Source organism: Noviherbaspirillum humi (assembly GCF_900188095.1).
Taxonomy (GTDB): Bacteria; Pseudomonadota; Gammaproteobacteria; order Burkholderiales; family Burkholderiaceae_D; genus Noviherbaspirillum; species Noviherbaspirillum humi.
In genome coordinates this window covers 175505-201955 of the sequence record NZ_FZOT01000005.1, presented here as the reverse complement: position 1 = coordinate 201955, position 26451 = coordinate 175505, and the positions used below count along the sequence as shown (strand labels likewise).

Annotated in this window: 22 protein-coding genes; 11 read left to right on the top strand and 11 right to left on the bottom strand. The window is 61.6% G+C overall.

Annotation, left to right across the window (positions count from 1 at the left end; translation table 11 throughout):
* Nucleotides 1-58 precede the first annotated feature (58 nt).
* The 4 genes from CHB88_RS10805 to hemC are packed head-to-tail and all read right to left on the bottom strand — an operon-like array spanning nucleotide 59 to nucleotide 4108.
* Nucleotides 59-1255, bottom strand: a complete 1197-nt coding sequence (locus tag CHB88_RS10805) for a heme biosynthesis HemY N-terminal domain-containing protein (RefSeq protein WP_089399327.1) — start codon at nucleotides 1253-1255, stop codon at nucleotides 59-61.
* Complete coding sequence (locus CHB88_RS10800; protein WP_089399326.1) at nucleotides 1256-2410, bottom strand: uroporphyrinogen-III C-methyltransferase; 1155 nt, start codon at nucleotides 2408-2410, stop codon at nucleotides 1256-1258.
* Entirely contained in the window at nucleotides 2407-3207 is an 801-nt protein-coding gene (locus CHB88_RS10795) for a uroporphyrinogen-III synthase (RefSeq protein ID WP_245844894.1), read from the bottom strand. The genes CHB88_RS10800 and CHB88_RS10795 overlap by 4 nt, the downstream gene beginning before the upstream one ends.
* Nucleotides 3164-4108 carry a hydroxymethylbilane synthase gene (hemC, locus tag CHB88_RS10790; RefSeq protein WP_089399324.1) on the bottom strand — a complete coding sequence of 315 codons (945 nt, stop codon included), beginning with the start codon at nucleotides 4106-4108 and terminating at the stop codon, nucleotides 3164-3166. The genes CHB88_RS10795 and hemC overlap by 44 nt, the downstream gene beginning before the upstream one ends.
* Before the next feature lie 147 nt (nucleotides 4109-4255).
* Between hemC and ppc the strand changes: the two genes are divergently transcribed.
* On the top strand, nucleotides 4256-7129 hold the full coding sequence (gene ppc / locus CHB88_RS10785) for a phosphoenolpyruvate carboxylase (RefSeq protein WP_089399323.1): 2874 nt from the start codon (nucleotides 4256-4258) through the stop codon (nucleotides 7127-7129).
* Nucleotides 7130-7151: 22 nt separating this feature from the next.
* Here the strand turns inward: ppc and CHB88_RS10780 are convergent, their stop codons facing one another.
* Both CHB88_RS10780 and CHB88_RS10775 read right to left on the bottom strand, forming a co-directional pair.
* Nucleotides 7152-7952: a LytR/AlgR family response regulator transcription factor gene (locus CHB88_RS10780; protein WP_089399322.1), complete on the bottom strand. Its 801-nt coding sequence runs from the start codon at nucleotides 7950-7952 to the stop codon at nucleotides 7152-7154.
* Nucleotides 7949-8989: a sensor histidine kinase gene (locus CHB88_RS10775; protein WP_245844892.1), complete on the bottom strand. Its 1041-nt coding sequence runs from the start codon at nucleotides 8987-8989 to the stop codon at nucleotides 7949-7951. Before CHB88_RS10775 ends, CHB88_RS10780 begins: the two co-directional genes overlap by 4 nt.
* 115 nt (nucleotides 8990-9104) lie before the next feature.
* Between CHB88_RS10775 and argH the strand changes: the two genes are divergently transcribed.
* From argH to CHB88_RS10760, 3 genes are all read left to right on the top strand, one after another.
* Complete coding sequence (gene argH / locus CHB88_RS10770) at nucleotides 9105-10502, top strand: argininosuccinate lyase (RefSeq protein WP_089399321.1); 1398 nt, start codon at nucleotides 9105-9107, stop codon at nucleotides 10500-10502.
* Between the two features lie 364 nt (nucleotides 10503-10866).
* Nucleotides 10867-11451 (top strand): TRAP transporter small permease subunit, encoded by a 585-nt coding sequence (locus CHB88_RS10765; protein ID WP_089399320.1) that lies wholly within the window; start codon nucleotides 10867-10869, stop codon nucleotides 11449-11451.
* A 25-nt stretch (nucleotides 11452-11476) separates the two neighbouring features.
* Nucleotides 11477-13174, top strand: a complete 1698-nt coding sequence (locus tag CHB88_RS10760; RefSeq protein WP_089399319.1) for a TRAP transporter large permease — start codon at nucleotides 11477-11479, stop codon at nucleotides 13172-13174.
* A gap of 214 nt (nucleotides 13175-13388) precedes the next feature.
* Here the strand turns inward: CHB88_RS10760 and CHB88_RS10755 are convergent, their stop codons facing one another.
* Together CHB88_RS10755 and CHB88_RS10750 are read right to left on the bottom strand one after the other, a co-directional pair.
* Nucleotides 13389-14468 carry a TRAP transporter substrate-binding protein gene (locus tag CHB88_RS10755; RefSeq protein WP_089399318.1) on the bottom strand — a complete coding sequence of 360 codons (1080 nt, stop codon included), beginning with the start codon at nucleotides 14466-14468 and terminating at the stop codon, nucleotides 13389-13391.
* Nucleotides 14469-14807: 339 nt separating this feature from the next.
* Complete coding sequence (locus tag CHB88_RS10750) at nucleotides 14808-15887, bottom strand: TRAP transporter substrate-binding protein (RefSeq protein WP_089399317.1); 1080 nt, start codon at nucleotides 15885-15887, stop codon at nucleotides 14808-14810.
* A 384-nt stretch (nucleotides 15888-16271) separates the two neighbouring features.
* Between CHB88_RS10750 and CHB88_RS10745 the strand changes: the two genes are divergently transcribed.
* Nucleotides 16272-17603 carry a dicarboxylate/amino acid:cation symporter gene (locus CHB88_RS10745; RefSeq protein WP_089399316.1) on the top strand — a complete coding sequence of 444 codons (1332 nt, stop codon included), beginning with the start codon at nucleotides 16272-16274 and terminating at the stop codon, nucleotides 17601-17603.
* Nucleotides 17604-17685: 82 nt separating this feature from the next.
* On the opposite strand, the gene pmbA is transcribed toward CHB88_RS10745, so the two are convergent.
* Nucleotides 17686-19053, bottom strand: a complete 1368-nt coding sequence (gene pmbA, locus CHB88_RS10740) for a metalloprotease PmbA (protein WP_089399315.1) — start codon at nucleotides 19051-19053, stop codon at nucleotides 17686-17688.
* 93 nt (nucleotides 19054-19146) lie between these two features.
* On the opposite strand from pmbA, the gene yjgA reads away from it, so the two are divergent.
* The 3 genes from yjgA to CHB88_RS10725 all read left to right on the top strand — a co-directional run bounded on the left by yjgA (nucleotide 19147) and on the right by CHB88_RS10725 (nucleotide 21085).
* Nucleotides 19147-19755 carry a ribosome biogenesis factor YjgA gene (gene yjgA, locus CHB88_RS10735; RefSeq protein WP_089399314.1) on the top strand — a complete coding sequence of 203 codons (609 nt, stop codon included), beginning with the start codon at nucleotides 19147-19149 and terminating at the stop codon, nucleotides 19753-19755.
* Entirely contained in the window at nucleotides 19727-20344 is a 618-nt protein-coding gene (gene mog, locus CHB88_RS10730; RefSeq protein ID WP_089399313.1) for a molybdopterin adenylyltransferase, read from the top strand. Before yjgA ends, mog begins: the two co-directional genes overlap by 29 nt.
* A 69-nt stretch (nucleotides 20345-20413) precedes the next feature.
* The gene (locus CHB88_RS10725; RefSeq protein ID WP_089399312.1) at nucleotides 20414-21085 is read left to right on the top strand and encodes an alpha/beta hydrolase; all 672 of its coding nucleotides are present in this window, start codon (nucleotides 20414-20416) and stop codon (nucleotides 21083-21085) included.
* Nucleotides 21086-21170: 85 nt separating this feature from the next.
* On the opposite strand, the gene purU is transcribed toward CHB88_RS10725, so the two are convergent.
* Complete coding sequence (gene purU / locus CHB88_RS10720) at nucleotides 21171-22040, bottom strand: formyltetrahydrofolate deformylase (protein ID WP_089399311.1); 870 nt, start codon at nucleotides 22038-22040, stop codon at nucleotides 21171-21173.
* Nucleotides 22041-22319: 279 nt separating this feature from the next.
* Nucleotides 22320-22865 (bottom strand): bactofilin family protein, encoded by a 546-nt coding sequence (locus tag CHB88_RS10715; RefSeq protein WP_089399310.1) that lies wholly within the window; start codon nucleotides 22863-22865, stop codon nucleotides 22320-22322.
* 302 nt (nucleotides 22866-23167) lie between these two features.
* Between CHB88_RS10715 and CHB88_RS10710 the strand changes: the two genes are divergently transcribed.
* The 3 genes from CHB88_RS10710 to CHB88_RS10700 all read left to right on the top strand — a co-directional run bounded on the left by CHB88_RS10710 (nucleotide 23168) and on the right by CHB88_RS10700 (nucleotide 26451).
* Nucleotides 23168-24205, top strand: coding sequence for an NADP-dependent oxidoreductase (locus CHB88_RS10710; protein WP_089399309.1), 1038 nt, complete (start codon nucleotides 23168-23170; stop codon nucleotides 24203-24205).
* Between the two features lie 147 nt (nucleotides 24206-24352).
* Nucleotides 24353-25453, top strand: coding sequence for a YjgN family protein (locus CHB88_RS10705; protein WP_089399308.1), 1101 nt, complete (start codon nucleotides 24353-24355; stop codon nucleotides 25451-25453).
* 5 nt (nucleotides 25454-25458) lie between these two features.
* The gene (locus tag CHB88_RS10700) at nucleotides 25459-26451 is read left to right on the top strand and encodes a M48 family metallopeptidase (protein WP_089399307.1); all 993 of its coding nucleotides are present in this window, start codon (nucleotides 25459-25461) and stop codon (nucleotides 26449-26451) included.

Here is a 26451-nt window from a genome sequence, read left to right as displayed (position 1 = left end):
TCAGATTATAGCGGCTTTCGCCTGCGATTCCGCTTGCCCCGGGCAAGCGGGCGGCGGCTCACAGCATCGTGGCGAGCGCGCACTGCCGATAATGGAGCGCTGCCTCGTCCGGTTGGTTCAAGGCTTCATGCAGTTGAGCCAGACGCAGATGGGCGGCGCGGACGATGTCCGGCTCGGTGGCATTCGACAGCGCCTGCTCCAGGTGGCGCTGCGCCTTTCCCCAAAGCTTCTGCTTGAGGCAAAGCGTGCCGAGCGTGAGCGCCAGGGTGGTATCCGCCGGACGCTGCCGCACCCACTCTTCGCAGCGCTCGATCTGGGCCAGCAAGGCCGGCGAACCGGCGCCGGCGGCCGATTCGCCGTAGGCGCGCACCAGCCGCTCATCCCACTCAAGCGCCAGCGCCCGCTCGACGATGTCGCGCGCCTCTTCATGCTGGCCGCAGGCGTTGAAGGCATTGGCCGCGCGCAGAGCCACCAGCGGCTGCGCCCTTTCATCGGACGGTATCGTGGCCCAGACGCGATGCAGCGACTCGCCATCGTGGCTGCGGTCCGACAGCAAGGCATCGTAGGCCAGCTCGCGCAGCCGGCGCGACACCACCGGATGCAGCGCATTGCGCTTGTCGAGCAGACGCACCAGACGCAGCACTTCGGGCCAGTTCTGCGCGCGCTGATTGGCCTTGAGGGCCAGGCGCAGCGCATGGATGTGGCGCGTGCCGCTGGCATTGAGTTCATCCACCGCCTGCAGGGCGGTTTCCGGCTGCTGCTCGTCGACCAGCAATTCGATGGTGGTCATCAGCCGTGCCGTCTTCAGCGAGACATCGCCGCCGGCCTTCGACAGCCAGTCGTCGCGCCGCGCCGGCTGGCCGAGGCGATGAGCAGCGCGGGCGGCGATCAGCGCCGACAGGCCGGCATTGTCGTCGCTCTCATTGGCGCGCGCCGCCGCCTTTTCCGCGTGGCCGAAACGGCCTTCGAACAGCGATTTCACCGCCTCGCGCAGGGACAGGTTTGCCTCCCGCTCGCGCTTGCCGCGACGATAAGCGGCAACCCGTTCCGGCATGGCGCGCGCATTGCGCAGCGCGCCCAGCGTGAGATAGACCACCGAAAACAGCACGGCCAGCAGCAGCAGGAAGAAGTTGAGCGACAGGTCGATGCGGTATGGCGGATAGAAGAACACCACGTTGCCCGGATTGAAGCGGGCGCCGACCGCGAGGCCCACTGCGACCGCAAGCAGGATCAGGAGATAGAGGAAGATGCGCATCTACGGTTTCGCCTTGTAGTTGCGCACTGCATTCAGGCTGTCGGCCAGAGTCGGCATCTCGATGGCCAGCGTGCTGCCCTGCACCTGGCGCAGCTGCGACTGCACCGTCTGCGTCTGACGCGCGCGGGTGTCGAAGAAGCGGACGATGGTTTCCTGCGCCACGTTCAGGTCGCCTCTGAAGCCGCTCTCGTTCCGGCTCAGCAGCGCCAGCCGCGCGTTGAGCAGGCGCAGCTTCAGGTTCTCGCGGACATAGTAGGCCTGGGTCGGCGACAGCAGCAGCGCATCGGACGTCTCGACGTTGCGAACCCGGATGAGCTGTCGCACTTCCGACCACATGTCATCGGTCCAACTGTGCCAGGCATCGTTTAGGCCGGACAGCCAGCTGCCGATGACGCCGGGTTTGGCCGCGCCGCCGCCAGTGCTTCCAGGCTTGCCGCCACGCTGGGCGGGCGCCGACGCCGCCGGCTTTTCGTCAGCGAGCAAGGGCATGCCGTCGATCTGAGCAATGATGCTGTCGAGACGCAGCGCGGTGCCGGTCAGGTCGATGCTCGGCAAGGCCTTCAGCTTGTCCTGGTCACGAGCGATGGCGCGGCGAATATTGATGAACTGCGGCTTGTCGGAATGCGACAGCTTGGCGTCGGCATTCTGCAAGGCGATCAACGCACCCTGCACATTGCCCGCCAGCTGCAGCTGCTGGCTGGCGGTGGACAGCACCTGCTCGATTTCGGCGAGCGCCCAGTCGTCGCGATTCCTGGCGAGGTCCTGGTAGAGCTGCTCGAGCGCCAGCTGCTGGCTCTGCGATTCCTGCTGCCGGCTTTCCAGCACGCTGACCTTGGATTGCATCTCCTTCACCGCATCCTGGATGGATTTCAGCAGCACCCGGTTTTCGGCATTGACGGCATCGCCGTTCTTGAGGCGCTGGGCGACCTCTTCACGCATCATCGAAAGTTGCGTGTGGGTCGACCAAGCTTGCAGGATGATCAGCAGAGTCAGCGCCCCGAGGCCGCCGAAGGCAATGCGCCGGGTTTGCCGAAGCAGTGGATCAGTATGCGTGGCACGGTCGCCCGAATGGAGGGAGGACGCGCCGTTTCGGGAGGCTTCGGCGTGATTCTGGGACGACGTCGGATGATCGGATGAGGTTGGCAAATCGTTCATGCTGAGGATTGTAGCGCGGCAAGAATGCCATCGTCTCCGGAAGAAGCGGTGACGATGCTGGAAAATCCGAGCGCCTTTGCGGTTTCCGCTATGCGGACATGGGGAATGATGAGTCGTTTATGTTGCATCCTAGCAACAAAGGCTGCGCCGAGTTCGCTTGCCATCTGCATCAGGAACCGCAGCGCCTCCGAACTCGTGATGATCCACGCCGAATCGTCGGCGAGCAGCTGCCGAAGCTGAACGCGCCGAGTCTCGTCGAATGCCGGCGCGGTGCGGCGGTAGGCTGCCACCTGCAGAACGTCGATTCCCGCCGCGCGCAAGGCATCGGCCAGCAATTCACGACCGCTCTCGCCGCGCAGAATCAATACGGTTCGTCCGCGCAGCAGTTCCAGGTCGAGGACCTGAAGCAGGGTTTCGGAATCGGTGCGGGCCGGATCGCGAGGACTGATGATGGTGGCATTGGCCGCGCCGATCCCATGGGCTTCCAGGGCCCTGCGGCTGCCTTCGCCCATGATCCCGATCGGCACTTCCGCCGGCCATTGCCGCACATGGGCAAAGGCGGCATCGATCGCGTTCGGGCTCACGAAAGCCACCAGCGCGAAGCGGCTCAGTTCCTGCAGCGCGCTCTTCAGAGGCCCTTCATCCGCAAGCGGGCTGATTTCAAGCAGCGGAAACAGCGCCGTCTCGTAGCCAGCGGCGGCCAGCCGCTGCGCCAGCGGCCTGGCTTGTGACAGCGGCCGGGTAACGACGACTTTAGGCATCCGCCGCTTTGCAGGCCGCCAGGATTTCGCCGGCATTCTGCATCTTGAGCGCAAGCGCCACATGTTCGCCCAGGGTTTCGGGCTGTGCCGAGGCGCCGCTGAGATCGGCCGATGCCACGCGGGTGCCATCCGGCGTGGCCACCATGCCGCGCAGGCGCATGACGCCGTCATGCACCGTGGCGAAAGCAGCCAGCGGAATCTGGCAGCTGCCGCCGAAGGTGCGCGAGACGGTGCGCTCGGCGCGGGTCGCTTCGGCGGTGGGCTGGTGGTTGAGCGGCGCCAGCATCTGGAGCAGATCTTCCCGGCCGGCCGGGACTTCGATCGCCATTGCGCCCTGCCCCGGCGCAGGCAGATTCTGCTCCGGCTCGATCAGCGCGCGGATCCGCTGCGGCAATCCGAGCCGCTTCAGCCCGGCGGCGGCGAGGATGATGGCCGCATACTCGCCGCGGTCGAGCTTGCCGAGCCGGGTATCGAGATTGCCCCGCAACGGCTTGATCACCAGATGGGGATAGCGCGCCGAGATCAGCGCCTGGCGGCGCAGGCTGCTGGTGCCGACCACGGCGCCCGCCGGCAATTCATCCAATGAACCATAGTCATTGGAGACGAAGGCATCGCGCGGGTCTTCACGTTCCAGGACGGCGGCCAGGATGAAGCCTTCAGGCAGGTCCATCGGCACGTCTTTGAGCGAATGCACCGCCAGATCGGCGCGGCCCTCGGCCATGGCAACTTCCAGTTCCTTGACGAACAAGCCCTTTCCGCCGACCTTGGAAAGGGTACGGTCGAGGATCTGGTCGCCACGAGTCGTCATGCCGAGAATTTCAATGCTGCACTGCGGATATAATTTGCGCAGCCTGGCCTGAACATGTTCGGCCTGCCACATCGCCAGCCGACTTTCGCGCGAAGCGATCACGAGGCGGGTAGGTAGAGAAGGAGTCAAGACGATCTTTCGACGTGTGACGATGCGAAGGAAACGCTGCGCATCAGTGGGATGGCTTCAAAAAACAGGCGCCGATTTTAGCATGTGCAGCAAACGCATCGGGACATCGATCGGTGTTCCGCCCTTAGCAGACAGCAATCATTCGCCATGGCAAAAACCGAGAAAAAACCATCCGCCTCCCCTGCTTCTTCCAAGCCGACAGCGGCGCCACGCGTCGCTGACAAGGATGCGCCGCTCAAGGAGGACATCCGTCTGCTCGGCCGGTTGCTGGGCAATGTGCTGCGCGACCAGGAAGGCGAGGACGTGTTTCAGGTCGTGGAAACCGTGCGCCAGACCGCAGTGCGCTTCCGGCGCGAATCGGAAGCCGACTCCGGCGCGGAACTCGACCGTCTGCTGAAGAAGTTGACACGGGAGCAGACCATTTCGGTGGTGCGCGCCTTCTCCTATTTCTCCCATCTGGCCAACATTGCCGAGGACCAGCATCACAACCGCCGCCGCCGCGCCCACCTGCTGGCCGGCTCGGCGCCGAATCGGGGCAGCATGGCCCATGCGCTGGCACAGCTGGATGATGCCGGCGTGTCCGGCACGGAGGTGCGCAAGTTCTTCCGCGAAGCGCTGATCGCCCCGGTGCTCACCGCTCATCCCACCGAGGTGCAGCGCAAGAGCATCCTCGATGCCGAGCGCGAGATCGCCCGCCTGCTGGCCGAGCGCGACCTGCCGCTCACGCCGCGTGAAAAAATGCGCAATGAAGAGCTGCTGCATGCCCGCATCGCCACGCTGTGGCAAACGCGCATGCTGCGCTACTCGCGCCTGACGGTGGCGGATGAAATCGAGAACGCGCTGTCCTACTACCGCATCACTTTTCTGCGCGAGCTGCCCGCTTTATACGAGGACATCGAAACCGAAATCGCCAGCCACTATCCGCAGCGCGGCGCTGCCAGCCGCGAGTTTCCTGCCTTCCTCCAGATGGGCAGCTGGATCGGCGGCGACCGGGATGGCAATCCGAATGTCAACGCTGCCACCATGCGCCACGCGCTGGTGCGCCAGTCCACCGCCATCTTCGACTTCTACCTCGACGAGGTGCATGCACTCGGCGCCGAGCTGTCGATTTCGACGCTGCTGGTGCCGGCCAGCCCGGAACTTCTCGCGCTGGCCAACAGCTCGCCCGACCGCTCCGACCATCGCAACGACGAGCCGTACCGGCGCGCCCTGATCGGCATGTACGCCCGGCTGGCGTCCACCGCCCGCACCTTGGGCGCTTCGCATGTGGTGCGGCAGGAGGTCGGCATGGCAGAACCCTATGCATCGGCGGCCGCTTTCTGCGCCGATCTCGACGTGGTCGTGGCCTCGCTGCGCGGCCACCATGGCGCGGCGCTGATCAAGCCTCGTCTGGCCTGCCTGAAGCGCGCCGCAGAAGCATTCGGCTTCCATCTCGCGACGCTGGACATGCGCCAGAGCTCCGACGTGCATGAGCGGGTGCTGGCCGAGCTGTTTGCCCGCGCCGGCGTGGAGCCGGACTATGCCGGCCTGCCGGAAGAGCGGCGGCTGGAACTGCTGCTGTCCGAACTGGGAAAGCCGCAGCTGCTGCATTCCCCTTATCTGGACTACAGCGAGGAAACGCAGAGCGAACTGCAGGTTCTGCGGGCGGCGCGCGAGATCCGCCAGCGTTATGGCGAGCGCGCCATCCGCCACTACATCATTTCCCACACCGAGACGGTATCGGACCTGGTGGAAGTGCTGCTGCTGCAAAAGGAAACCGGCCTGCTGCGTTTCGATCCGGCCCGGCGCGGCGGCCCGGCATCGGCCGAGCTGCTGGTAATCCCGCTGTTCGAAACCATTCCCGACCTGCGCCGCGCCGCGGAGATCATGCGCGACTTCATGGCCCTGCCGGCGGTGCGGCCGCTGATCGAAGCCCATGGCGACCTGCAGGAAGTGATGCTCGGCTATTCGGATTCCAACAAGGATGGCGGCTTCCTCACTTCCAACTGGGAGCTGTACAAGGCCGAGACGCAGTTGGTGGAGCTGTTCGGCGAAATCGGCATCCGCCTGCGGCTGTTCCATGGCCGGGGCGGCACGGTCGGGCGCGGCGGCGGCCCGAGCTACGACGCCATCCTGGCGCAGCCGGCCGGCACGGTGAACGGCCAGATCCGGCTCACCGAACAGGGCGAGATCATCGCTTCCAAGTTCTCCAATCCGGAGATCGGCCGACGCAACCTGGAACTGCTGGTGGCGGCAACCCTGGAAGCCAGCCTGATGCCGCCGGCGACCCATGAAAAGGAGTTGCGCCGGCTGAGCGGCTTTGAAGCGGTGATGGAGGCATTGTCGGAGCGCGCCTACCGCGCTTACCGCAACCTGGTGTACGAGACGCCGGGCTTCACGGATTACTTCTTCGCCGCCACCCCGATCGCGGAGATCGCCGAACTGAACATCGGCTCCCGCCCGGCGTCGCGCAAGGCGTCGCGCCGCATCGAAGACTTGCGCGCGATTCCTTGGGGCTTTTCCTGGGGGCAGTGCCGCCTGCTGCTGCCGGGCTGGTACGGTTTCGGCAGCGCGGTGCAGTCCTGGCTGGAGGAAAGCCCGAGCAGCCGGGAAAAATCGCGCCGCACCAACATGCTGCGGCAAATGCTGAAGGAATGGCCCTTCTTCGCCACCCTGCTCTCGAACATGGACATGGTGCTGGCGAAGACCGATCTTGCGGTGGCCTCGCGCTATGCGGAACTGGTGCCGGACAAGAAGCTGCGCCGGCAGATCTTCGGTCGCCTGATGGAGGAATATCAGCGGACGTTGGAGTGCCTATCCCTGATCACCGGCACGCGCGAACGGCTGGCCGCCAATCCGCTGCTGGCGCGGTCCATCAAAAACCGCTTCCCTTATCTCGATCCGCTCAACCACCTGCAGGTGGAACTGATCAAGCGGCATCGCGCCGCTGCGCAGGCCGGCCGTGAACTGGACGAACGGGTTCGGCGCGGCATCCATCTGTCGATCAACGGCATCGCCGCCGGCCTGCGCAACAGCGGTTGATGCCGCAGCGACGATCAAGGCGCTATTTCACCAGCGCCTTGATCACCGGCCACTGCCGGCGCGATATAGGCAGCCGTTCGCTGCTGCCGCGAAGGAGGATATGCCAGGCTTCGTTGGCAAGGTCGCCGTCCGGATCGCAGTCGCGCACGACGATGCCGCGCTCGACTCCGGCGATCGCGTCGCGCGCCACCAGGATGCTGCGATGGGCGCGCACGAACAAGGTGGGGAATCGCTCCTCGATCGAGGTCAGGGATTCCTCGATCAGGTATTGACGTTGCGCCGTCTGCAGCGTCACGTACTTCAGTTCGGCCTTCAGGAAAATGACTTCGGTCGCCGGCACCAGCAGCAGGCGCCCCCGGTCCTGCACGGTAAAGTGGCTGCGCTGCTCGCGCCGGCGCGCTGCATCGGCCTCATCCGGAATCGCTTCCGCTACGCTTTCGGAACGCTGGCACAGGACGCCGGCACGCCTGACCGCCTGCAGCAGCCGCTCAGCCCGCACCGGCTTGAGCAGGTAGTCGGCCGCCCTGACTTCAAAGGCTTCGACCGCATGCTCATCATAGGCGGTGACGAAAATCACCACAGGCGGCTGCGCCATCTGCATGCTCATCTCGGAGGCCAGCGCCATGCCGCTTTTGCCCGGCATCTGGATGTCGAGCAGCACGATGTCGGGCGATGCCTGGACGATGCCGGCCAGCGCCGCTCGCGCAGTCTCCGCCTCGCCGACCACACGGTGAGGAAATTCGCCGGCGATGTCGGCCAGCAGGGTTTTCAGGCGCATTCTTGCAGGCGCTTCGTCGTCGACGATGAACAGGCTTGGCGTCATAGGTTCTGGGTCACGTAGGGGAATCGGAGTTGGACTTCGAACATGTTGTCGACCTGTCCGGCGCTGAATTGCGCTTCCACGTCATACAGCAGGTCGAGGCGTTCACGAATGTTATTGAGCGCCATGTGGTTGCCCCCATCGACCCTGGCGCCGGGGTGGACGGGATTGCGCACCACGATATGCAGCCGGTCCACCGAGCGGCCGATTTCTATCAGGACGGGCACCGGCTCGCTCGCGGGCTCCACGCCGTAGTGAACCGCGTTTTCCAGCAGGGGCTGCAGCAGCAACACCGGGATGCGCGCCTTGCGCTGCGCCTCCGCCGTCAGGTTCTCGATGCGCCACGTCACCTGCAGCCGCTCGCCCAGCCGCAGCTTTTCCACCGACAGGTATTGCTGGCACAGGCGGATCTCGCCATCCAGCGTAGTGATGTTGCGCGGGTCGCTCATCAGGGACCGGAACAGGTCGGCGAGATCCTCCAGCGTCGCTTCGGCGCGGCGCGGCTCGTCGCGGATCAATGACAGCACCGCGTTCAGGCTGTTGAACAGGAAATGCGGACGGATGCGGGCTTGCAGCGCCTGCAGCCGTGCTTCGGTCAGCGCCGGGGAAAACGCGCGCATGCGCAGCTCGAAATAGTGCTGCAGCGCCGCCGCCAGCAGCGCTGCGGCCAGCATGCCCCTGCTGGTATCCAGATGGCTGAAACTGTTCCATAGCCAGTCCAGCCCGGACATCAGATGAACGATTACGCCCGTCACCGCGCTCGGCACGACGCTGCAGGCCAGGCGCTGCCAGCCTGGCGCCGCGGTGCCGATGGCTTGCCTCAGCCCGCACAGCATGAACAGGGAAAACAGGCAGGCCAGCTCGATCAGCATGCAAGCTTCGAAGAATTCCTGCAGTCCGGCGCGCAGCGACTGCGTGCGTAACAGGAGGGCAACGAACACGGCAAGATTCACCGCAATCAGCGCCCGGAAGATCACGCCGATGTTGCAGCAATCCGGAATCACGAGTTCATTCGGGCGAGTCGCGAAAGCCTGCTGCAATCGTAGGATCTCCTGATTGTTGGAATTGCGGTGAAGGCCGCTGGGTCGCGGCGCAATGTTTGGCGATTCCGGTGTTGCGCTTGTTTTATAATCGCGGATTCACCGGAATCCAATTATGACAGCACAACTCTCCAAAAAAAGCGAGGCTTGGTCGGCCCGCTTTTCCGAACCTGTATCCGATTTGGTAAAACGCTATACCGCTTCGGTATTTTTTGACAAGCGCCTGGCCCATGCCGATATCCAGGGATCCCTCGCCCATGCAGAGATGCTGGCGCACCAAGGCATCATCAGCGCTCAGGACCATGCCGACATCCAGCGCGGCATGGCGCAGATCCTCACCGAGATTGACGCCGGCCGCTTCGAGTGGCTGCTCGATCTCGAAGACGTGCATTTGAACATCGAAAAGCGCCTGACCGAACTCGTCGGCGACGCCGGCAAGCGCCTGCACACCGGCCGCTCGCGCAATGACCAGGTCGCCACCGACATCCGCCTCTACATGCGCTCGGCGATCGATGACATTCTCGCCCTGCTGCGCGACCTGCGCCTGGCGCTGGTCGATCTGGCAGAAGCCAATGCCGATACCATCCTGCCCGGCTTCACCCACATGCAGGTGGCGCAGCCGATCACCTTCGGCCACCACATGCTTGCCTATGTTGAAATGTTCAACCGCGACGCCGAGCGCATGGCCGACTGCCGCCGGCGCGTCAACCGCCTGCCCCTGGGCGCCGCCGCCCTGGCCGGCACCACCTTCCCGATCGACCGGGAGCGCGTGGCCAAGACGCTCGGGTTCGAAGACGTCTGCCACAACTCGCTCGACGCGGTATCGGATCGCGACTTCGCCATCGAATTCTGCGCCGCCGCCGCGCTGGTCATGACGCACGTCTCGCGCATGTCGGAAGAGCTGGTGATCTGGATGAGCCCGCGCGTCGGCTTCATCGACATCGCCGACCGCTTCTGCACCGGCTCCTCCATCATGCCGCAGAAGAAAAACCCGGATGTGCCGGAACTGGCGCGGGGCAAGACCGGCCGCGTCAACGGTCACCTCGTCAGTCTGCTGACCCTGATGAAAGGCCAGCCGCTGGCCTACAACAAGGACAATCAGGAAGACAAGGAACCGCTATTCGATACCGTGGATACGGTGGTCGACACGCTGCGCATCTTCGCCGACATGGCGACCGGCATTTCGGTCAAGCCGGATGCCATGCGTGCCGCCGCCCTCCAGGGCTACGCCACGGCCACCGACCTGGCCGACTATCTGGTGAAGAAAGGCTTGCCCTTCCGGGACGCCCACGAAGCCGTGGCGCTCGCGGTCCGCGCCTGCGTCGACCGCCAGTGCGACCTGAGCGACCTATCGCTGGATGAACTGCGCGGCTTTTCGCCGCTGATCGAAGCCGATGTATTTTCGGTGCTGACTCTCGAAGGCTCGGTCGCCGCGCGCAATCATCTTGGCGGCACCGCGCCCCAGCAGGTTCGCGCCGCCATTGAACGTGTGCGCAAGCTGCTGCAGGATTGAAGCAACGCGTCGACCGACAGCACAAGTAAGCAGTATGTCGATGCCTGTGTTGGCAGGCGACGATGAGAAAGGGCCGGATCATCCGGCCCTTTTTGCTTCCCGGTTCCTCAAGGCGCCTTTTCCTTTTAATCGGCCGAATCTTCAGTAGTATTACTTAGAGCCGCTTACCGACAATGAGGAAAAAGGTTTCAAAAAGAAAATTTTCCAGCGTTGCTTGGTGTAATTTAGCTTTCTTGCAAGCCTTAAGTACTTGTTTGCAAGACGAAATATCTTATACTTCGCCAGCCATTAAAAATCCAAAGGATTCGGCCCTCCGGAGCGAGCCAGCCAAATCACTTGTTTCATCGAATCGTGGAGACTCTTCATGTCCTTTCTCTTGTCGCTATCCAAATTCATTGATGCCCTCAATGAAAAGGTTGGCAGCCTTGTGAGCTGGGCGTTGCTGGCCGCGGTGCTCATTTGCACCGGCAATGCCTTTGTCCGCTACCTCCTCAACACCAGCTCCAATGCCTGGCTTGAAATCCAGTGGTATCTGTTCTCGGCCATCTTCCTGCTGGCCACTTCCTACACCTTGAAACGCAATGAGCATGTCCGCATTGACGTTATTGCCGGCCGTTTCTCGAAGCGTACTCAGGTCTGGATCGACATCTTCGGCTTTCTGGTCTTCCTGCTCCCGATCACGCTGATCATTCTGTACTACGCCATTCCCTACGCCTGGATTTCATTCCAAGCGCAGGAAGTATCGAGCAATGCCGGCGGACTGATCGTCTGGCCGGCGAAGTTCCTTATTCCGGCCGGCTTCATGCTGCTGGTTCTTCAAGGGATTTCCGAACTCATCAAGCGCATCGCCTTCCTGCAAGGGAAGATCGATGCCAGCGCGTTCGAAAAGCATGGCACGACGCCCGAGGAAGAAATCGAGGCAATCAAGGCTGCCAACAAACTTAACTGAATCAACTGAGCGTCGGAGACTAATAATGGAGCAATTTTTCGTTGCCAACATGGCGCCGATCATGTTCGGCGCCCTGGTGGTGTTCCTGCTGTCCGGCTTCCCGGTGGCATTCGCCCTGGCAGCCAATGGCCTGTTTTTCGGCTTTCTCGGGATCGAGGTCGGCCTGCTCAAGCCTGAACTGCTGCAGGCGCTGCCCAACCGTATCTTCGGCATCATGGCCAACGATACGCTGCTGGCCATTCCCTTCTTCACCTTCATGGGCCTCATCCTGGAGCGCTCCGGCATGGCGGAGGATCTGCTCGACACCATCGGCCAGCTGTTCGGCCCGATCCGCGGCGGCGTCGCCTATGCGGTGATCTTCGTTGGCGCATTGCTGGCGGCAACCACCGGCGTCGTGGCGGCTTCGGTGATCTCGATGGGCCTGATCTCCCTACCGGTCATGCTGCGCTACGGCTATGACAAACGTCTCGCCTCTGGCGTGATCGCGGCATCAGGCACTCTGGCGCAAATCATTCCGCCGTCGCTGGTCCTGATCGTGATGGCAGACCAGCTTGGACGTTCGGTTGGCGACATGTACAAGGCAGCCTTTTTCCCCGGTCTGCTGCTTACCCTGATGTACGCCGGCTATGTAATGCTGATGACGATCGTTCGCCCGGCGACCGCTCCTGCACTGCCGCTGGAAGCCCGCAATCTGCGGGAACCGAACGGACGCAGCGGCGTGATTTCACTGCTGCTGCTTACGGTTTTCGCAATCGCAGTTTCCTACGTTTTCGCGACATACCTACGCTCCATTCGTCCGAACGCGGCTGCAGATGAAGTCGGCATCTACTCCGGTGGCGTCGGCATCGCCGCTGCCTTCATCCTGGCGCTGATGAACCGCAAGCTGAAGCTCGGCCTGCTGTCGCGCATGGCAGAGAAAGTGGTATTCGTGCTGATTCCGCCGCTGGCGCTGATCTTCCTCGTGCTCGGCACGATCTTCGTTGGCATCGCGACGCCGACCGAGGGCGGCGGCATGGGTGCCTTCGGTGCGATGGTGCTGGCCCTGATGAATCGTCGTCTGTCCTGGTCGCTGCTGAAGCAGGCAATGGATTCAACCACACGCTTGTCCTGCTTTGTGCTGTTCATTCTGATCGGCTCGAGCGTGTTCGGCCTGGTGTTCCGGGGCGTGAACGGCGATCTCTGGGTGGAGCATCTTTTGACTTCCCTACCCGGCGGCTCGACCGGCTTCCTGATCGTGGTGAACCTGCTGTTCTTCGGCCTTGCCTTCTTCCTCGACTTTTTCGAGCTGGCCTTCATCCTGGTGCCGCTCGTCGGTCCGGTGGCAGACAAGCTCGGCATCGACCTGATCTGGTTCGGTGTGCTGCTCGGCGTGAACATGCAGACTTCCTTCATGCATCCGCCTTTCGGCTTCGCGCTCTTCTATCTACGCTCCGTGGCATCTAAGGAAGTGAAGACCTCGGACATCTACTGGGGCGCCGTGCCCTTCGTGCTGATCCAGGTCATCATGGTGGCGCTGATCATCGCCTTCCCGAGCCTGGTCTCGGTAGCCGAGCGCACCGACATGAAAGAACAGCTGGAGCTGAAGATCGATCGCCCCGCCGATCAGGGCGGTGAGGAAACGCCGCAGCTCAACTTCTCAACCGGCGAGGAAAAGAAGGAAGGCGAAGCCAAGGAAAGCGAGGCGCCGCAGTTAAACTTCTCGACCGATTCCGACAAGAAGTAACCAGTTACCGCCATCCTGAAACCCTGCGTGGTTCGCCATGCAGGGTTTTTTCTTGTCCGGACAATCCGCATGCTGGCCAGGACTCGGCAAAAGCATGAGTACGCCGCTCGCGTTCAACCACGCATGTGCGGATTGCCAGCCGCCTTACGGAACCTTCACCCATAAAAAAACCCGCTGACACTTTCGTGCAGCGGGCTCGCCGGGAATCGACAGCTTATTTACGGCCGTTCATGAAATTCATCATCGGCGCTTCCGCGACCGAGAACCACTGGTTCTGGTCACGCTGGAAACGCTTGTATGGCTCGTAGATCGCCTTGAACTTGGCATTCTTCGAGGCTTCTTCTTCCATCGTCGTCACTGCGGCCTTGTAGCAGGCTTCCATGATTTCCTTGGAGAAGAAACGCAGCTTGGCACCGTTCTTGATCAGTCGCGCCAGTGCAGCCGGATTCTTGGCATCGTACTCGGCCTGCATCGTGAAATGGGCTTCACCGCTGGCGGCTTCGATGGCAGCTTGGTACTCCTTCGGAAGCTTTTCCCATTCCTTGATGCCGACGTAAAAGGACAATTGAGCGCCTGACTCCCACCAGCCCGGTGCGTAGTAATAAGGCGCCACTTTATAAAAGCCCAGTTTTTCATCGTCGTAAGGCGTGGTCCACTCGACCGCATCCAAGGTGCCTTTTTCCAGGGCAGGATAGATGTCGGCACCGGCCAGTTGCTGAGGGACGAGACCGAGCGGCGCCATGACCTTTCCGGCGAAGGCGCTGATACGCATCTTGAGACCCTTGATGTCGTTCAGCGTTTTGATTTCCTTGCGGAACCAGCCACCCATCTGCGCGCCGGTGTTACCGCCGAGGAAATTGATGATGCCGTAGTCCTTGTAGAAATTCCGAAGCAAATCACGGCCTCCACCCTGATCAAACCAAGCGGTTTGCTGGCGCGAGTTCATACCGAACGGCACCGCGCAATCGAAGGCGAACGTCGGGTCCTTGCCAAAGAAATAATAAGGCGCGGTATGACCCATTTCCACGGTACCGGCCTGAACCGCGTCCATGACCTGCAGTGCAGGCACGATCTCGCCGCCGGCGAAGACCCGGATGTTGAACTTGCCGCCGGTTAGCTGGGAAACACGCTTGCTGAAGATTTCAGCAGTGCCGAAAAGGGTGTCAAGCGACTTGGGAAAGCTCGACGCCAGACGCCAGTTGATGGTCGGCTGGGATTGGGCCAGCGCCGGAGCGGCAACGGCTCCAGCCGTGGCCCCGACAGCGGCCTTCTTGAGAAAGGAACGACGTTCCATTTGGTCTCCTGTAGGAATAAAACTTAGGTCTCGAATCCGAGGTGGCTCGATGGTGATTACCTGCCCTTGGAATGCCGGAAATTGTAGGGTGCGCATGTAAAGCACTGCAACACAAAACGATGCGGCATCGCAACATGGCATTGAATTTTGATCAACAGCCTAGCACAAGCTTGGTGGATATTTTCCCGGCCCAATCGCTGTAATTACCGGAATGGTTCTCCATTTGTTATAGAGGCCCGATTTTTCTGGAACTTAGTCAAGGAAACAATTCAATTGCCGATCCAAGGCAAAAAGAAAAAGCCCGCAATTGATTTGCGGGCTTAACGAACCTAAGTCGGCTTACTTGCGATTGATCATGTAATTTTGCAAGGGAACTTCCGCCACCGAGAACCATTGGTTTTGGTCTTGACGGAAACGCTTCCAGGGATCATAGATTTTCTTGAACTTGGCGTTCTTGGAAGCTTCCTCTTCCATGACATCATTTGCCGCCTTGTAGCAGGCGTCCATGATTTCCTTGGAGAAGTTGCGCAGCTTGACGCCGTTCTTAAGCAAGCGGGCCAGCGCCGCCGGATTCCGGGCATCGTATTCAGCTTGCATGGTGACATGGGATTCATACGAAGCGGCTTCTACAGCTGCCTGGTAGTCCTTGGGCAGTTTCTCCCATTCCTTGATGCCGATATAGAAGGAGAGCTGTAGGCTCGGTTCCCACCAACCCGGGGTGTAGTAGAAAGGAGCAACCTTGTTGAAACCCAATTTTTCATCATCGTAAGGACCGATCCACTCGGCGGCGTCGATGGTGCCTTTTTCCAGTGCCGGATAAATATCGCCCCCGGCGATCTGCTGAGGCACCAGGCCAAGACGCTGCATCACACGGCCGGCGAAACCACCGATGCGCATCTTCAGGCCATTGAGGTCCTGAACCGTCTTCACTTCCTTGCGGAACCAGCCACCCATCTGCGCGCCGGTATTGCCGCCCATGAAATTGACGATACCGTAGTCCTTGAAGAACTCGCGGGTCAGCTGGCGGCCGCCGCCCTGGTCGAACCAGGCGGTCTGCTGACGCGAATTGAGGCCGAAGGGTACAACGCCGTCGAAAGCAAATGTGGGGTCCTTGCCGAAATAGTAGTAAGAGGCGGTGTGGCCCATCTCGACGGTACCGGCCTGGACGGCATCCATTACTTGCAGCGCCGGGACGATTTCACCGCCGGCAAAGACACGGATGTTGAACTTGCCGCCTGTCAGTTGGGCAACGCGTCGGGACAAGACTTCAGCCGCGCCGTAAATGGTGTCAAGCGACTTGGGGAAGCTCGACGCCAGACGCCAATTGATGGTGGGCTGAGATTGCGCCAAAGCCGGTGCGGCTACCGCGCCGACGGACGCACCAACCGCAGCTTTTTTTAGAAAGGAACGACGTTCCATATTGTCTCCTTGAGAGTGAAGAACCCTTGAAAGTACCCATTACGGCCGAGATGCAAGAATGCACGAATCTGAAGCCGGTCTGATTTTAGAATTGTGGCAACATACCCGCAATCTAAAACGCTGATTTTCGGAGAATAACTTACGTATAAATACGTATTAGACCCTACCATCCATCGAAACCTAGGGATTTATCCGAGACCGCCCGATTTTTTGCGCTTTGAGCATCGTTTTTGGCCATCTTCGGGAATTGCCGCCGAAACCACGACTCTACGCAAATAGTCATCGTCATCAGTGTCGGCAGCCAACCGGGACGCCCTTCCTTGGATCAGGGGCCTCGGCCTGCAAAGGCTTGACGCAATGCGATGCGCCTCTCGGGAGTCGAGCATGGAAAAGCAGCCTCTGTACAAATCACTCTATTTGCAGGTCCTCACCGCCATCGTGATCGGCGTGCTGCTCGGATACTTTTACCCTGCTCTCGGCGCGGAGATGAAACCGTTGGGCGATGGTTTCATCAAGCTGATCAAGATGATCATCGCGCCTATCATCTTCTGCACCGTGGTGCTCGGCATCGCCGGCATGGAAGACATGAAGAAGGTGGGCAAGACCGGCGGTCTGGCGTTGCTGTATTTCGAAATCGTCAGCACCATCTCGCTCATCGTCGGCCTGATCATCGTCAACGTGGTGCAGCCGGGTGGCGGCATGCATGTCGACCCAAAGGCGCTCGACACCAAGAGCATCGCCGCCTACACCGGCCCCGGCAAGATGCAAGACACCACCGACTTCTTGATGAACATCATCCCCACAAGCATGGTGGATGCCTTCGCCAAGGGCGACATCCTGCAGGTGCTGCTGTTCTCCATTCTCTTCGGCTTCGCGCTGCACCGCTTTGGCGGCCGCAACAGCATCGTGTTCGAGTTCATCGAGAAGATTTCGCACGTCTTCTTCGGCATCGTCGGCATCATCATGAAGGCCGCGCCGATAGGCGCCTTCGGCGCGATGGCTTTCACCATCGGCAAATACGGCGTGGGCTCCCTGCTTTCCCTGGCCAAGCTGATGGCGACCTTCTACGCGACCTGCCTCATCTTCATCTTTGTCGTGCTCGGCCTGATCGCGATGTTTCATGGATTCAGCGTGTGGAAGTTCGTCAAGTACATCAAGGAGGAACTGTTCATCGTGCTCGGCACTTCCTCATCCGAGTCGGTACTGCCGCGCATGATGGCCAAGCTGGAAAATCTCGGCGTAAGGAAGTCGGTGGTGGGCTTGGTGATTCCAACCGGCTACTCCTTCAATCTGGACGGCACCTCGATCTACCTGACCATGGCGGCCGTCTTCATCGCCCAGGCGACCGACACGCCGATGACCCTGACGCAGCAATTGACCTTGCTTGCGGTGTTGCTCTTGACCTCCAAGGGCGCGGCCGGCATCACCGGCAGCGGCTTCATCGTGCTGGCGGCGACGCTATCCGCAGTCGGTGGCGTGCCGGTAGCCGGCCTGGCGCTTATTCTGGGCATCGACCGCTTCATGTCCGAAGCAAGGGCGCTGACCAATTTGATCGGCAACGGCGTGGCCACGGTGGTGGTGGGAAAATGGACCGGGGACGTCGACATGCAGCGGCTGCGCGCGCACCTCGATGGCGAAAGCGCGGCGGAAGCCGAGGAACCGGAGGCGCTGCTGGAAGACGACGGCACGCCGGTGCACCAACATAAGCCGGTGTGAGGCAAACCATCGCAAGCACTCAAGGCAGGGAAGAACGCCGCCCGTCGCCACCGTCAGGCAGATGCCGCCGGATGTCAAGGCATCAGCCGCCGGCAACCGTCATGTTTTCCACCAGGATGGAGCCGGTCTCGCGCCCGCCGCGCGCCAGCACATCGCCGCCGACCGCGACGATGTGCCGAAACATGTCCTTCAGATTGCCGGCGATGGTGATCTCTTCCACCGGATAGGCGATCTCCCCATCCTCGACCCAGAAGCCGGACGCGCCGCGGGAATAATCCCCCGTCACGTAATTGACGCCCTGTCCCATCAGCTCGGTCACCAGCAGGCCGGTGCCCATGCGGCGCAGCATGCCGCTCAGGCCATCCTCGGGCGCGCCGTGGCTGGAAGTGAACGCAAGGTGATGCGAGCCGCCGGCGTTGCCGGTGGTCTGCATGCCGAGCTTGCGGGCGGAATAGGTGGAAAGGAAATAGCCATTCAGCACGCCGTCCTTCACCACGTCGCGGCGGAGGGTCTTCACGCCCTCGTCGTCGAAGGGCGCGGCGCCGATGCCGCCGACGATATGCGGGTCTTCCGCGATACGGATGTGCGGCGCGAACACTTCCTTGCCGAGTGAATCGAGCAGGAAGCTGGACTTGCGGTAAAGCGCGCCGCCCGATACCGCCTGCACGAAGGCGCCGATCAAGCCGGCGGCCAGCGGCGCTTCGAACAGCACCGGGCATTTGCGGGTATCGAGCTTGCGGCCATTCAGGCGCGATAGCGCGCGTTCGGCGGCATAGCGTCCGATCGCTTCGGGATTCGCCAGCCGGGCCGGGTCGCGCACCGATGAATACCAGCTGTCGCGTTGCATGTTCGCGCCCTTGCCGGCAATTGGCGCCACCGACATCGTATGGCGTGAATAGGGATAGCCGCCCATGAAGCCGAGCGAGTTGGCCGACACGAAATGCGATTGCTGGGCATAGACGCTGGCGCCCTCGCTGTTGGTGATACGCGAATCGACCGCGAAGGCGGCGGCTTCGCAGCGCTGCGCCAACTGCACCGCTTCCTCGGTCGTGACCGTCCAGGGAAAGCACAGTCCGAGATCCTGCGGTGAGCGCTCAAGCATGTCCTCCTCCGGCAGGCCGGCGCAGTCGTCGACTGCGGTGAAGCGGGCGATGTTGTAGGCCGCTTCCACCGTATCGCGCAAGGCGGACGGCGAGAAATCCGACGTGTTCGCGTTGCCGCGCCGCATATTGCCCGGCTCGCCGAGATAGATGGTGACGCCGATGCCCTTGTCCTTGTTTTGTTCGATGGTTTCGATGCCGCCCTTGCGCACCGAAACCGACAAGCCATTGCCTTCGCTGATCTGTACCGCTGCCTGCGACGCGCCCTTTTCCTTAGCGAAACGCAGGACATCCTGGGCGATTTCCTGCAATTGTTCCTGGCTATGGGTGAAGATCGCGGTCGTCGTCATGGGCAGGCAGTCGAAAGAGGTGGAAAACAGCTATCATAGCGTCGTTTATGAATTGCTACCGCGATCGCCGTTCTGGCGATCCACTCCCTCACCATGCCAAATGCAAACAGGGGCTCGGTCGGTTTCAAATCGAATGAATTCGAGCAGGAATACGACCGCCCATCGAAATCCCAGTTGAAACGGGAAATGACCGCGCTGCAGGATCTCGGCGCGGAACTCGTGGCGCAGCCGCGCGAGCGCGTGATGCGCGTGCCGATGCCGGAAGACGTGCGCGACGCCATCCTCGAATGCCAGCGCATCAAGGACCATGAAGGCCGCCGGCGCCAGATGCAGTTCGTCGGCAAGAAGATGCGCACCCTAGAGGAAGACGAAGTCGCCGCCATCCAGCGCACCCTCGATGCCTGGAAAGGCGCCTCCAAGTCAGAGACGGCGGCACTGCATGCGCTCGAACGCAAGCGCGAGAAGCTGCTGGCCGACGACAAGGCGCTGACCGACCTGATCGAGCAGCATCCGGAACTCAACGCGCAGCAGATGCGCACCCTGATCCGCAATGCGCGCAAGGAGCAGGCGGAAAGCAAGCCGCCCAAGGCTTACCGCGAAATCTTCCAGATCCTGAAGGATCTGCAGAAGGCCTCCTCCCCATCTTCTTCCGACGAAGCTTCCACCGACGAGCATGACGACAGCGACGAAGACCAATCCTGAAGAACTTCTGATCGGCTTGGTGTCGATTTCCGACCGGGCCTCCAGCGGCGTCTACCAGGACCAGGGCATCCCAGCCCTGCGCGACTGGTTCGGCGCCGCGCTGACCAGCCCATGGAAGATGGAAACCCGGCTGATTCCCGACGAGCGCGACCGCATCGAGCAGGCGCTGATCGAACTGGTGGATGTGATGCGCTGCGACTTGGTGCTCACCACCGGCGGCACCGGCCCGGCGCGGCGCGACGTCACGCCGGAAGCCACGCTGGCCGTCGGCACCAAGGAAATGCCGGGTTTCGGCGAGCAGATGCGGCAGATCAGTCTGAAATTCGTGCCGACCGCCATCCTGTCGCGCCAGGTGGCGGTGATCCGCGAGACTGCCGGCCATGCGGCGCTGATCATGAACCTGCCGGGGCAGCCGAAGTCCATCAAGGAGACGCTGGAAGGGCTCAAGGATTCCGACGGAAAGCAGCTGGTACCGGGCATCTTCGCCGCGGTGCCCTATTGCATCGACCTGATCGGCGGCCCGTACATCGAGACCGACGAATCGGTGTGCAAGGCATTCCGCCCGAAATCGGCCATCCGCCAGCGCTGATCCGTCGCCCGGCCGCCTGCGGCGGGCGCTTACCGAAAACACATCCGCTTACAATTTCACGGACTTCCGATGACTCAGGCACTCGACGCCATCCAGATTGAAACCGCTCCCAACCCCACCGCCTCGGTCATCTGGCTGCACGGCCTCGGCGCCGACGGCTCCGACTTCGTGCCCATCGTGCGAGAACTGGATCTCACCGACTGCCCGGCCATCCGCTTCGTGTTCCCGCATGCGCCCACCATGCCGGTGACCATCAACAACGGCTATGTGATGCGGGCCTGGTACGACATCGTCGCCACCGACCTGTCGCGGCGCGAGGATGAAGCAGGACTGCGCAAGTCGCAGACCATGGTGGAGCAGCTGATTGCCCGGGAAAAGCAGCGTGGCATCCCGGCCGAGCGCATCGTGCTCGCCGGTTTTTCCCAGGGCTGCGCGATGACGCTGCAGACCGGGCTGCGCCATCCGGAGAAGCTGGCCGGCCTGCTCTGCCTGTCGGGCTATCTGCCGATCCACGCCACCGTGGCGGCGGAGCGGCATGCCGCCAACCAGCAGACGCCTATTTTCCTCGCCCACGGCAGAAGCGATTCCGTCATCACGATCGATCGCGCCGAACGATCGCGCGACCTGCTGGTGGAGATGGGTTATTCGGTGGAGTGGCATGAGTACGTCATGCCGCATTCCGTATGCCAGGAGGAGGTCGAGGATATCGGCCGCTGGCTGCGGCGGGTGTTGCCGGCCTGATGGGTAGATTGGTGAATGTCCAATGAAAATGGCGCCCGCGGGCGCCATTCGTTTTCATGCCGCCGGCGATGCCGGCTTGGGCTAGTTATTTGAACACCACCGTCTTGTGGCCATTGAGCAGGATGCGGTGCTCGACGAACCATTTCACCGCCCGCGCCAGCACCACGCATTCGACGTCGCGGCCTATGGCGGTCAATGTTTCCGGGTCCATCGCATGATCGACCCGCTCCACGTCCTGCTCGATGATCGGTCCCTCGTCCAGATCGCTGGTGACGAAATGGGCGGTGGCGCCGATCAGCTTCACGCCGCGCTCATGCGCTTGATAGTAAGGTTTGGCGCCCTTGAAGCTGGGCAGGAAGGAGTGGTGAATGTTGATCGCCCTGCCCTTCAGCGCCTCGCACATCTGCGGCGAGAGAATCTGCATGTAGCGCGCCAGGACCACCAGGTCGATGTCATTGGACTCGACGATCTCCATGACGCGCTGCTCCTGCGCGCGCTTGGCGTCCGGCGAAGCGCCCGCGGCCAGCGGCAGGTGATGGAACGGGATGTTGTAGCTCGCCGCCAGCTGATAGAACTCGGTGTGGTTGGAGACGATGGCCGGAATTTCCACCGGCAGCAGGCCGCTGCGGTAGCGGAACAGCAGGTCGTTGAGGCAATGGCCGATCTTCGACACCATGATCATCACCCGCGGCTTGCGGCGGGCGTCGTCGATGCGCGCGTTCATCTGCATGGAAGCGGCAAGAGCCGCGAAATCGCTGCGCAGGCCGGCATCGCTGACGCTGGCGTCCTCCGCCGCGAAATGCACGCGCATGAAGAACAGCTGCGACTGGGCATCGCCGAATTGCGCCGAATCGATGATGTTGCAGCCGTGCTCGGCGAGAAAGCCGGAGACGCGGTGGACGATGCCCCGCTGGTCGGGACAGGAAAGCGTGAGAATGTATTCCGGATGCATCATGAAAGAATAAGCGGGTTGCCGGGCGAACGATCGCCACTTGGGGCGCGATGGCCAAAGTCGGCTATTGTCGCATGGCTTGAGCGGATCATGCCTGCCTGTCCATACAGGCGTCTTCGGCAAGCCATAAAAAAACCCGGACACGCCATGCGGTCCGGGTCATCGGGCGGTTCTTCGAGGGGCCGCCCGCAACCGGCTTCCCTGCGGGAGGCCGATCATTGCAACGCTGCCGCACTCTTCCCCAAGGGCGGCTGCATGCGTTCGAATTGCTGTTGCTTGCGCTTAGCCTGCCTTGGCCACGGTGAGCGGCTTGGCCGGAGCGTTGACGCCGACTTGAATTTCGCCGGAAATCTGGCCGCCTTCTTCGATGACCAGCTTGCCGTAACGGATCTTGCCGGTGACGCGGCCGGTGGCATAAATCACCAGCTTCTGGCGCACGATCAGCTCGCCGTCGAACTCGCCGCGGATTTCGGCGATGTCGATTTCAGCCTTGCCGATGAAGGCGCCGCATTCGGCAATCTGGATCACGTTGGAATCCATGGTGGCTTCCACGCGGCCTTCGACCACGAGGGTATGGCAGTCGGTAATCTCGACGCCCTTGAGCTTGATGTTGGGACCGACGATCAGCTTGCTGCCGGCCTCAGCGTTGCCGGCCTGGGCATCGCTGGAGGCGGGTGCGGAAGGCACGGCGGAAAGGCCGCCGATCGGTGCCGGCTTGGTCATGCCGCCAGCGGCGCTGGCCGGCATCACGCCAGTGGCAGGCGAGCCGTTGAGCGGCGAATTGGTCGGGTTGTCGCGCTTGCCAAAAAGCGAATCGGATCGAAGCATGGAACCTCCTAAAGTTTGCAGGACCTGTCCTGAATTTGCATGAATCGACGAGGTCAACGCGCGTCGCCGCATGAGCGGTTACACGGTGCGAACGACGTCTGCACTGAATGGCGCCTGCGTGTTTAAACACGGCAATGTTGTGGTGCCAGCGTTGGTCATCATGCCAGCCGGAAAGTTCCGCCACTGTTAAACTTTGTAAAAAAGAACGCCTGTTCTAATTTAGCGTTATGCTTCCGAATCTCGCCAGCGCCCATAAGCTTATGGCGTTCAATTCAGAGGGACAATCCCATCAAGGAGGGAAAATGACAACTCAAGCACCAACGCTCAAGAACCGCCAATTCCGCCTCGCCGCCCGCCCGGTGGGCTTGCCCAAGAACAGCGACTGGCAATTCGATGAAGCAGCAACAAGGCCGCTCCAGGATGGGGAAATCCTGGTAAAGATCCTTTACATTTCGCTCGATCCCGCCATGCGCGGGTGGATGAACGAAGGCAAATCGTATATTCCGCCCGTGGGCATCGGTGAAGTGATGCGCGCCGGCGGCATTGGCAAGGTGCTGGAGTCCCGATCGCCGCGCTTCCAGGCGGGCGATGTGATTTCCGGCGTAACAGGGGTGCAGGAGTACTGGATAGGCCAGGCCGATGATCGCGCCGCTGCCTTTCACAAGATCGATCCGGGCGCCGCGCCTTTGCCGGCTTATCTAAATGCTTTGGGCATGCCGGGCATGACCGCCTACTTCGGCCTGCTCGAAGTCGGCCAGCCCAGGCCGGGAGAAACCGTGGTGGTGTCGGGGGCAGCAGGCGCCGTTGGCCAGAGCGTGGGCCAGATCGCCAGGCACAAGGGCTGCCGCGTCATCGGCATCGCCGGCGGAAGGGAAAAGTGCGACTTCGTGGTCAACGAACTCGGCTTCGACGCCTGTATCGACTACAAGCATGAGCCGGTGAAGCAGGGATTGAAGACCCTTTGTCCGAAGGGCGTGGACGTCTACTTCGACAATGTCGGCGGCGACATCCTGGATGACGTGCTGACCCGCATCAACCTCAAGGCCCGCATCGTCATTTGCGGCGCCATCTCGCAATACAACAACACGGCGCCGGTAAAGGGACCGTCCAACTATCTCTCGCTGCTGGTGAACCGGGCGCGGATGGAAGGCATGGTGGTGTTCGACTACGCCGATCGCTATCACCTGGCAGTCGCGGAGATGGCGCGCTGGATGAAGGAAGGAAGTTTCAAGACACGCGAGGACGTCGTACAGGGACTGGAGAATTTTCCAGATGCGCTGCTGATGCTGTTCGAAGGCCGCAATTTCGGCAAGCTGGTGCTGCAGGTGGCGAGCGAGTAGAAGTCGGCCATGAAGCGGTGAATTCAAGACGTCGTTCACCGCTTCTCTGGCATACCTACAACAGCAAGGAAAAAGTCGCGCCGAAAACGTTGACAAAGTGGTAATTGTGGTCGACCTTTCCATCATATTGATGAAAGGAAAAGCCTTATGACCACAGAGCTTTCTTCGTCCCCTCAGGCGAGCGCGCTCAATCCGCCGGCGCATCAGGCGAAGCATATCGTCGAGCCTTTCCAGTTCACCGGCAACGGCGCCGAATACTTCCGCATCTGGATCGTCAACCTTGCCTTGACCGTGCTCACCCTGGGCATCTACTCGGCCTGGGCCAAGGTCCGCAAGACACGCTACTTCTACCGGCATACCCGCCTCGACGGATGCAGCTTCGAGTACCACGGCGATCCGGTCGCCATCCTGAAGGGGCGGATCGTGATGGTGGTCATCGCGATTGCCTACCAGTTCGTCGCGAAGTTCAGCACGGGCATTGCGGGCGTCCTGTCCATCGCAATGACCGTCCTGATACCCATCCTGATGTGGAAGAGCTTGCAATTCAAGCTGCACAACACTAGCTATCGCGGCGTGCGCTTTCGCTTCATCGGCAGCCGGAAAAAGGCTTATTCGGCATTCCTGCTGTGGCCGTCCCTGAGCGGACTGTCATTGGGCTGCCTGGGACCCCTCGCCTATCAGCGGCTGAAGCGCTTTCAACATGGCGAAAGCGCCTATGGCGTCACCAGGTTCGGCTTCACCGCCAGCGCGAAGGACTTCTACAGGGTCTTCGGGAAATGGGCGCTTGTCGGCATACCCATCATCCTGGTCAGCGTCCTTGGATTCGGTATGTTGATCATGCTCCTGCAGAAGACGATCGACAGCCCTGAAAAAAGGTGGCTCGGATTTCTGCTCCTCGTACCGGCCGGCTTCACCATCATGGCGGTGGTCGGTGCGTTCGTCTCTCTGGTTCTGATTCAAGTCCAGAATTTGGTATGGAACCAGACCACGCTTGGCCGCCATCGCTTTCGCAGCCGGGCGAAGGCCGGCAAAGCGATTTTCATCATCCTGACGAATCTCGTCGCCACAGCCCTCACCTTCGGCCTGTTCACGCCCTTCGCGCAGATCCGCATGCTCAAGTACCGCATCGAATCGATGCAAATGCAGCCGGCCTCCAGCCTGGATGAATTCGTAGCCGCGGAAACCGCCTCGGTATCGGCGCTCGGCGAAGGCATGGCTGACGTCTTTGATTTCGATATCGCGCTCTGACGACGATGACCATAGCCGCTTACTTTTTCGATGGCCGCACGTCCCGCAAGCATTCCGTGGAACTGTCCGTGCAGCGCGGCGTCGCTTATGTCAGAGGCATTGACAGCGCGCTGATGCTGGTGCAGCCGATCAGGGAGCTACGGGTTTCCAGCAAGTTGGGCGGCGCGCCCCGCAAGGTGACTTTTCCGGATGGCGCCTTCCTGGAAATCCGGGATGACGCCGCCTTCGAGGACCTGCTGCGCAGCACCGGCCACGCAAAGATGCTGACCGAACGCCTGGAGCAAAGCTGGCATGGCGCATTGATCGCGGTAGTCCTGGTGCTGCTCGGCCTGGTTTTCGGTTACCAGGTGCTGCTGCCGGCCGGCGCGAAACTGATTGCTGGCATGACGCCCATCTCGCTCGAGCGGCGCATCGGGAAGGAAAGCTTCAGGATGCTGGATGACCAACTGTTCAAAGCGAGCAGCGTTCCCAAGGAGCGGCAAGAAGCGATACTCAAGCGCTTCGCCGCATTGCTTCGTCCGCATCAGGAAGGCGATACGCCGCGTCTCCATTTCCGTTCCGGGCCTGTCGGACCAAATGCATTCGCTCTCCCTTCGGGCGATATCGTGCTGACGGATGAACTGGTGAAACTGGCAGCGGATGACGACGCCATCGTCGGTGTGCTGGCGCATGAACTGGGCCATCTCGATCAGCGCCATTTCATGCGCCGTCTGATTCAAACTTCCGTGGTGGGAGCCGGGATGAGCCTGCTATTCGGCGACGTGTCGACCATCGTGGCGAGCGTGCCGGCCATGCTGCTCGACCTGCACTATTCGCGCGATGCAGAACGGGAGGCGGATGATTACGCGCTGGCGATGATGAAGTCCAATGGCGTGCCGGCCGCAAGCCTGGTCAGGCTGCTGGAATCGATCAAGCCCAAAGATGACGGCCCGGTCGCCTATCTCTCGACGCACCCCGCCACCAGCGAGCGCATCGCCAGGATACGGCAGGTGATGTAG

Coding starts and splice junctions, on each gene's coding strand:
- CHB88_RS10715 (WP_089399310.1), bottom strand. CDS start 22,865: ATGCTTCGATCCGATTCGCTTTTTGGCAAGCGCGACAACCCGACCAAT.
- CHB88_RS10710 (WP_089399309.1), top strand. CDS start 23,168: ATGACAACTCAAGCACCAACGCTCAAGAACCGCCAATTCCGCCTCGCC.
- purU (WP_089399311.1), bottom strand. CDS start 22,040: ATGATGCATCCGGAATACATTCTCACGCTTTCCTGTCCCGACCAGCGG.
- argH (WP_089399321.1), top strand. CDS start 9,105: ATGACAGCACAACTCTCCAAAAAAAGCGAGGCTTGGTCGGCCCGCTTT.
- CHB88_RS10725 (WP_089399312.1), top strand. CDS start 20,414: ATGACTCAGGCACTCGACGCCATCCAGATTGAAACCGCTCCCAACCCC.
- CHB88_RS10765 (WP_089399320.1), top strand. CDS start 10,867: ATGTCCTTTCTCTTGTCGCTATCCAAATTCATTGATGCCCTCAATGAA.
- CHB88_RS10750 (WP_089399317.1), bottom strand. CDS start 15,887: ATGGAACGTCGTTCCTTTCTAAAAAAAGCTGCGGTTGGTGCGTCCGTC.
- ppc (WP_089399323.1), top strand. CDS start 4,256: ATGGCAAAAACCGAGAAAAAACCATCCGCCTCCCCTGCTTCTTCCAAG.
- CHB88_RS10805 (WP_089399327.1), bottom strand. CDS start 1,255: ATGCGCATCTTCCTCTATCTCCTGATCCTGCTTGCGGTCGCAGTGGGC.
- CHB88_RS10795 (WP_245844894.1), bottom strand. CDS start 3,207: ATGCCGGCGAAATCCTGGCGGCCTGCAAAGCGGCGGATGCCTAAAGTC.
- mog (WP_089399313.1), top strand. CDS start 19,727: ATGACGACAGCGACGAAGACCAATCCTGAAGAACTTCTGATCGGCTTG.
- CHB88_RS10800 (WP_089399326.1), bottom strand. CDS start 2,410: ATGAACGATTTGCCAACCTCATCCGATCATCCGACGTCGTCCCAGAAT.
- pmbA (WP_089399315.1), bottom strand. CDS start 19,053: ATGACGACGACCGCGATCTTCACCCATAGCCAGGAACAATTGCAGGAA.
- CHB88_RS10745 (WP_089399316.1), top strand. CDS start 16,272: ATGGAAAAGCAGCCTCTGTACAAATCACTCTATTTGCAGGTCCTCACC.
- yjgA (WP_089399314.1), top strand. CDS start 19,147: ATGCCAAATGCAAACAGGGGCTCGGTCGGTTTCAAATCGAATGAATTC.
- CHB88_RS10760 (WP_089399319.1), top strand. CDS start 11,477: ATGGAGCAATTTTTCGTTGCCAACATGGCGCCGATCATGTTCGGCGCC.
- CHB88_RS10705 (WP_089399308.1), top strand. CDS start 24,353: ATGACCACAGAGCTTTCTTCGTCCCCTCAGGCGAGCGCGCTCAATCCG.
- CHB88_RS10755 (WP_089399318.1), bottom strand. CDS start 14,468: ATGGAACGTCGTTCCTTTCTCAAGAAGGCCGCTGTCGGGGCCACGGCT.
- CHB88_RS10700 (WP_089399307.1), top strand. CDS start 25,459: ATGACCATAGCCGCTTACTTTTTCGATGGCCGCACGTCCCGCAAGCAT.
- CHB88_RS10780 (WP_089399322.1), bottom strand. CDS start 7,952: ATGACGCCAAGCCTGTTCATCGTCGACGACGAAGCGCCTGCAAGAATG.